At 73.4% G+C, this 6,585-nt stretch carries 7 protein-coding genes; 4 read left to right on the forward strand and 3 right to left on the reverse strand.

Annotated features, from left to right (window positions below; all coding sequences use genetic code 11):
- A partial coding sequence (locus tag VKG64_14115; GenBank protein HKB26175.1) for a hypothetical protein occupies positions 1 to 631 on the forward strand: 631 nt, incomplete at its 5' end.
- Between the two features lies 1 nt (position 632).
- On the forward strand, positions 633 to 3,083 hold the full coding sequence (gspD, locus tag VKG64_14120; GenBank protein ID HKB26176.1) for a type II secretion system secretin GspD: 2,451 nt from the start codon (positions 633 to 635) through the stop codon (positions 3,081 to 3,083).
- Positions 3,084 to 3,104: 21 nt separating this feature from the next.
- On the opposite strand, the gene VKG64_14125 is transcribed toward gspD, so the two are convergent.
- The 3 genes from VKG64_14125 to VKG64_14135 all read right to left on the reverse strand — a co-directional run bounded on the left by VKG64_14125 (position 3,105) and on the right by VKG64_14135 (position 5,560).
- Complete coding sequence (locus VKG64_14125) at positions 3,105 to 4,187, reverse strand: beta-ketoacyl-ACP synthase III (protein ID HKB26177.1); 1,083 nt, start codon at positions 4,185 to 4,187, stop codon at positions 3,105 to 3,107.
- A gap of 1 nt (position 4,188) precedes the next feature.
- Entirely contained in the window at positions 4,189 to 4,971 is a 783-nt protein-coding gene (locus VKG64_14130) for an enoyl-CoA hydratase (protein ID HKB26178.1), read from the reverse strand.
- 94 nt (positions 4,972 to 5,065) lie between these two features.
- Positions 5,066 to 5,560, reverse strand: coding sequence for a GNAT family N-acetyltransferase (locus VKG64_14135; GenBank protein ID HKB26179.1), 495 nt, complete (start codon positions 5,558 to 5,560; stop codon positions 5,066 to 5,068).
- A gap of 61 nt (positions 5,561 to 5,621) precedes the next feature.
- Here VKG64_14135 and VKG64_14140 point away from each other — a divergent pair, with 61 nt between their 5' ends.
- Both VKG64_14140 and VKG64_14145 read left to right on the forward strand, forming a co-directional pair.
- Entirely contained in the window at positions 5,622 to 5,789 is a 168-nt protein-coding gene (locus VKG64_14140; protein ID HKB26180.1) for a hypothetical protein, read from the forward strand.
- Positions 5,790 to 5,814: 25 nt separating this feature from the next.
- Positions 5,815 to 6,585: BtpA/SgcQ family protein (locus VKG64_14145; GenBank protein HKB26181.1), on the forward strand; the 771-nt coding region annotated here is incomplete at its 3' end.

Raw genomic sequence — 6,585 nt, forward strand, 5'->3', positions numbered from 1 at the left:
ACCCGCCACCGCCTACAACGTCGTCGCGCTACGCAACGTCTTCAGCCCGGCGCGCTCGGAGGGCCCGGCGACGGTGACGGGCGGCCCCGCCGCGTTCGGCGCCGCGAAACCGAACCTCTACGGCGTCGTGCTCCGCGACCAGAACCCGATCGCGTACCTCGAGGATCCGCTGACGAGGCGCGTGGCGGGGTACCGTATCGGCGACGCAATCGCCGGAGGCACGCTGCAGACGATCGACGCCGACCGCGTGGTCATCGCGCGGCCCGAGGGCCCGATCGACGTGAAGCTGCGCGATCCGTCGAAGCCGCGGGCGCCGACGGCTCCTCCCGTTCCCGCGCCGGGCGCCGTCGCGCCCGGAGCCCTGCCGCCGGGCGTCCCGCCCGGCGTGCTGTCGCCTGGCGCCGTCGGTCCGGGTATGGTGCCTCCGGGCCAGCCGTCCATCATCATTCCGGGCGCTCCCGTGCCGCCGTCCATCCTGGCTCCGGGACGCATCGCGCCGCAGCTCCCGCCCGGCGCCCCCGGCACGGGGGTGGGCCCGTTCGGCTTCCCGGGCGGGCGCCCGTCGCCGAGCCTCGGCCGCCGCACGCCCGTTCCGCCGATCACCGGGGCGCCGCCGGCGCCTCAGCAATAGCGTGCTGACGCGGGCGATCGCCCTCGTGACCCTCGTGGCCTTCGTCGCGGGCTGCGCGGGGCCGGCGGCGAAGCCGAAGCCTGCGCCATCGCCGCCGCCGGCCGCGGTCGTGCCGGCCCCGCCGCCGCCCACGCCCGAGCCGTTGCCGTTGCTGCCGCCCGCGTCCATCGGGCCGCGTCCGGCGACGCCACCGGCCGAGCCGCCGAAGGTGGCCGAGCCCGTGACGCCTCCGCCGCCCCCGCCGACCGTGCCGGAAGTCCCGCCGGCGCAGCGCGGGCGCTTCATCGTGCTGAACTTCGACAACGCGGACATCGAGACCGTCATCCAGGCCGCGAGCGAGATCGTCGGCTTCAACTACGTGCTGGGGCCGGGCGTCGGCGGCAGGAAGGTCACAGTCCAGACCTCGGGGCGCATCGCGCAGGAGGACGTCTTCGGCGTTCTGCTGGCGATCCTCGAGGTGAACGGTGTCACGGCCGTCAAGGCCGGCAACCTCTACAAGATCGTCACCATCGAGGGCGCGCGCGAGCGCGCGGTGCCGACCATCGTCGGGCCGCGGGCCGATCCCCGGCGCACGACCGACGAGGTCATCACGCAGATCGTGCCCCTGCGCTACTCCTCGGTGACGGACCTCTCGACGCTCCTCCGGCCGCTCATCTCGACGCGCGGCTCGCTCATCGCCCACCGCGAGACGAACGTGATCATCCTGACCGACACGGCGTCGAACGTGGCGCGGCTCCTCGACATCGTGCGCCTCGTGGACGTGCAGGTGGCGCTGGAGGAGCTGCAGATCATCCCGGTCAAGTTCGCGGACGCCACCCAGCTCGCGGGCATCCTGAACCAGCTCTTCGCGAGCGGCCGCATCCGCTCCCTGGCGCCGGGCGTGCCGCCGGTCGTCACGCCGCCGGCCGTGCCCGGCGCGCCCGCCGCCCCGCAGCAGCCCGGCGCCGCCGCCGAGCGCCCGCCGCTCATCATCGCCGAGCAGCGCTCGAACTCCCTCATCGTCCACGCCAAGAAGCACGAGATCGAGACGATCAGGGGCCTCATCGGCCAGCTCGACGTGAACATCTACGGCGGCCGCCGCGTGTTCGTCTACTACGCGGAGAACGCCAAGGCGAAGGACCTCGCCTCGACGCTGAACCAGATCTACGGCCGCGAGGCCGGCGCCGCGACCCCGGCGCCCGCCGCGCGCCCGGGCGCCTACCCCACCCCGCCCCCGCCGCCGCCCGCGGCCGCGGGCGCGACCGCGGTGGGCGAGGCGAGTCTCACCGAGGGCCAGCTGCGCTTCATCGGCGACGAGGTGACGAACTCGGTGATCGTGACGACCTACCCGCGGCTCTGGCAGGAGATCGAGGGGACGATCAAGCAGCTCGACAGGATGCCCCGCCAGGTCCTGATCGAGGTGCTCGTGGCCGAGATCACGCTGACCGACGACATACGCCTCGGCATCGACTGGGCGATGCGCCAGGGGCGGTTCAACGTCGGCGGGGCGTTCGCCAACACGACGAGCCCGGGGACCACCATTCCGACGTCGCCGGGACCCGGTAGCGGCACGCTGTCCTTCCCGGCTCAGCTCGGCGGGCCGGCGTCCTTCTTCGGCCCGATCGGGCAAGGCCTGACCGCGTTCACGTTCCAGTCGGACAACTTCTTCGCGATCCTCAACGCGCTGGCCGCCGACAACCGCGTCAACATCGTCTCCAACCCGCACGTGCTCACGTCGGAGAACAAGAAGGCGGTCATCAACGTCTCGACGTCCGTGCCGGTCATCACGGGCCAGCAGACGAGCACCGTCAGCACGCCCGGCACGACGGGCGGCAGCACGAGCACGACGATCACGACGGGCGGCGTGAACCAGACGGTCGAGTACAAGGACGCGGGCGTGATCCTCACCGTCACGCCGCGCATCGGCGAGCGCGGCACGGTGGCCCTCGACGTGAAGCAGGAGGTCAACTCCGTCGGCAACAACGTCCCGCCGACCAACTCGCCCTCGTTCATCAAGCGCGAGGCCGAGACGTCCGTGGTGCTCCTGAACAATCAGACGCTGGTGCTCGGGGGCCTCATCCAGGACAAGGTGACGATCAGCGATCGGGGCATCCCGTTCCTGAAGGACATCCCGCTGATCGGCCTCCTCTTCGGCTTCAAGCAGCGGACCGTCGAGAAGACCGAGCTGCTCCTGCTGATCACGCCGCGCGTGATCGGCACCGCGCTCGACGCCGCGAAGCTCACCGAGCAGATGCGGCGCGCGACGCCCGAGCTGAACGAGACGATCAAGCGCGGCCCGCGGCCGCCGACCAACGCGCCGCCGCCGTCCGCGCCCGCGCCGGCGCCCGCTCCCGGCGGCGCCGCCCCGGCTCCCGTGCCGCCCGGCGCAGCCGCGCCTCCGCCTCCGGCGCCGCTCCCTCCGGTCACGCCGCCGCCCGCGCGGCCAGGGCCAGCACCCGCCCCGTCGCAGTAGCGCCGCGTCGCCGCCGCGCGGCTACCAGCGGACGAGCGTCGCGCCCCAGGAAAAGCCGGTGCCGAAGGCGGCCAGCAGGACGAGGTCGCCGTCCTTGACCAGTCCGGCGCGGACGGCTTCGTGGAGCGCGATGGGGACGGAGGCGGCGGCGGTGTTGCCGTAGCGCTCGACGTTGTTGTAGAGACGCTCGGCCGGGATCCCGAGCCCCGCGCCCACCGCCTCGATGATCCTGAGGTTCGCCTGATGGAAGACGAAGCGGTCCACGTCGCCGACGCCGATGCCGTTGGCGGCGAGGCACTCGAGGACGACCTCCTTGAAATGGCGCACGGCCTGGACGAACACCTGGCGGCCGTTCATGCGCGGCCGCGCGCGGTCCTCGTCGATCTTGCGCTTCGAGACGGGCGGGAACGTGGACGAGCCCCACAGCTCGCCCGAGAGCCCGTCGAGCGTCGTGCCGTCGGTGTGGAGGTGGCTCGAGAGGACGCCGCGCGGTCCCGGCTCGGCGCGCAGGACGCAGGCCCCCGCGCCGTCGGCGAAGAGCACGGCCATGTCGCGCCCGAGATCGGTGTAGTCGAAGGCGGACGAGAGCAGCTCGGCGCCGATCACGAGCACCTGCTGGTACATCCCGCCGCGCATCATCTGGTCGGCGATGGCGAGCGCGTAGACGAAGCCGGCGCACCCCTGCTGGAGGCTGATCGCCGGCGTCGCCGTGAGGCCGAGCCTCCCCTGGATGACGCAGCCCGTGTGCGGATAGGCGTAGTCCGGCAGCGTCGAGGAGGCCACGAGGCAGTCCACCTCGCGCGCCGTGATGCCGGCGCTCGTGAGCGCCATCTCCGCCGCCTCCACGCCGAGGTCGCTCACCGTCAGCGTGGAGTCGATCTTGCCGTCGAGGCCGTCGGCGAAGACCGACTTCATGAAGGCGGTCTTGTCGGGCGCCTCGGCGAGGCGCTGGAGCATGCGGTAGGTGTCGGGCGACACGCGGCGCTCGCGGATGCCGGTGCGCTGGACGATCCACTCGTCGCTCGTCGCCATGCAGCGCGCGAGGAGGTGGTTGTCCACCACGCAGGGCGGCACGGCCATGCCGGTGCCGACGATGCGGTTCACGTCAGCGCCTGCTGAATCGCGGCGGGCGCTTGTCGAAGAACGCGGCGACCCCTTCCGCGTGGTCCTCGGAGGCGATCGCCAGCCCCTGGGCGAACGCCTCCGCCTCGAGCGCCGCGGCGAGGTCGCTCGTGGCCGCGCGGTTCAGCAGCTGCTTGTCGAGGCGCAGCGCGAGCGGCGGGCCCGCGGCGATCTTCTCGGCCAGCGCGCGCGTCGCCGCCGCCAGCTCCGCCGCCGGCACGACGCGGTTCACGAGGCCGATCCGCGCCGCCTCGGCGGCGTCGATGACGTCGCCGGTGAGGACGAGCTCCTTGGCGCGCGCCATGCCGACCACGCGCGGCAGGAGCCACGTGCCGCCGCCGTCCACGGCGAGCCCGATCTTGCAGAAGAGCTCGCCGAACTTCGCGCGGTCGGAGGCCACGATCAGGTCGCAGCAGAGCGCCAGGTTGGAGCCCGCGCCGACGGCGTAGCCGTCCACCATCGCGATGGTCGGCAGCGGATAGTGCACGAGGCGGAGCACCATCCGGTTCAGCATCTCGACGCGCCCGCGCCCCTCGGCGGCCGTGTGCCGCTGGCGCATGGTCTTCACGTCGCCGCCCGAGCAGAAGTGGCCGCCCGCGCCCGTCAGGACGACCACCCGGGAGGTCGGGTCGGCCTCGAGCTCGTCGAGGACGGCGAGCATCTCGCGCCGCATCGTCATGTCCAGCGCGTTCCGCGCCTCGGGCCGATTCATGGTGATCGTGGCGATGCCGCCCGCGCGCTCGACCAGGAGAGTCTCGTATCCCACGGTGGGCTCCTTCCTCGCGTTACGTCGCCACGTCTCGCAGCGTCTTCGGCGCCATGACCGGGCCACTATAGCCGAGGGCCCGGCGGCCGGCAAATCAGCGCGCGGCGTTGTCGAAGCGCTGCAGCACGCCCTTGCCGTCCGGACGCGGCAGCTCCTCGAACCGCCCGCGCGTGTAGCGCCCGAGGACTCGGCGCCAGAACGCCTGCGCGTCGACGTTGCTCGCGAGCTCGCAGAGCTCCCACTTGCCCGGGAACATGTCGAAGACGCGCGTGGCGGCGCGCTCGCCCACGCCCCGCCGGCGGTAGCGCCGCAGGACGAAGAACTCGCTGATCTCCCGCGTGCCCCTGCCCGCGAAGTGCGCGCCGTCGCGGATCAGCACGAAGCCCGCGAGCCTCCCGTCCAGCCGTACGAGAAACGACGTCCGTGTCCGGTCCGTCCAGAAGCGCGCGATCCTCGAGGCGCTCCCGTACCGCCCGTCGTCGCCGATGTTCCAGCCGTCGATCGCGGCGAAGTCGTAGAGGTAGAGCTGCATGAGCCGGCGCAGCACCGGCCGGTCGCCGGCCCGCGCCTCCCGGACCTCGACGGTCATCGCGCGCCTCCGCGTCATCCCGCCGCGCCCATGCTACGCTGGATGCGTCCGTCCCGTCGCCATGAACCCGATCCTCCAGTGGCTCGTCGTCCACACGCTCGGCCGGCGCGAAGCGCGCCGGTGCCCGAAGTGCGGCCGGCGGCGGCGCGTGAGGTGGCGCCACCGCGGGCGGTCGGTGGGCTGCCGGCGCTGCGGGACGCTGCTGCCCCCGGTCCGGGCGCGGGCGTGAGCCGCGCCGTGGTAGGCTCGCCGTCATGAAGCTCGCGCGGACGCTCATCGGCATGGTCCACCTCCCCCCGCTGCCCGGCAGCCCGCGCTGGGAGGGCTCGATGGAGCGCGTCGCGGCCGCGGCGCTCGCCGACGCGCGGGCGCTGGTCGAGGGCGGCATCGACGCGCTCCTCGTCGAGAACTACGGCGACGCGCCCTTCACCACGGGCCGCGTCGAGGCGGCGCCGGTGGCCGCCATGGGCGTGATCGTGGCCGAGCTGCGCCGCGCGTTTCCCGGCACCCCGCTCGGCGTCAACGTCTTGAAGAACGACGCGCGCGCGGCCCTCGCGATCGCCTGCGCCGCCGGCGGCCGTTTCATCCGCGTGAACGTCCACGCGGGCGCGGTGGTCGCCGACCAGGGGATCGTGGAGACCGACGCCTACCACACGCTGCGCGACCGGCGGCTCCTCGGCGCCGACGTGAGGATCTTCGCCGACGTCGGCGGCAAGCACGCGCAGCCGCTCGTGCCCGTCGAGCTCGAGCAGACCGCGCGCGACCTCGTCCACCGCGGCCTCGCCGACGCGCTCGTGGTCTCGGGCCCCGCGACCGGCCAGGCGACGCCGGTCGCCGACGTCAAGCGCGTGCGCGTCGCCGTGCCCGACGTGCCGCTCCTCGTCGGGAGCGGCGTCACGCCCGAGACCGTCGGCGAGCTCCTGTCGCTGGCCGACGGCGCGATCGTCGGCACGTACGTGAAGGCGCAGGGCGACGTGCGCCGGCCCGTGGACCCGGCGCGCGTGGAGAGGCTCGTTGCCGCGGCT

The organism is Candidatus Methylomirabilota bacterium (assembly GCA_035260325.1).
In the GTDB taxonomy this organism is placed as follows: domain Bacteria; phylum Methylomirabilota; class Methylomirabilia; order Rokubacteriales; family CSP1-6; genus AR19.

Bases quoted from the DNA above. Each gene is read 5' to 3' on its own strand.
- VKG64_14135 (HKB26179.1), bottom strand. From the start codon at position 5,560: ATGACCGTCGAGGTCCGGGAGGCGCGGGCCGGCGACCGGCCGGTGCTG.
- VKG64_14140 (HKB26180.1), top strand. From the start codon at position 5,622: ATGAACCCGATCCTCCAGTGGCTCGTCGTCCACACGCTCGGCCGGCGC.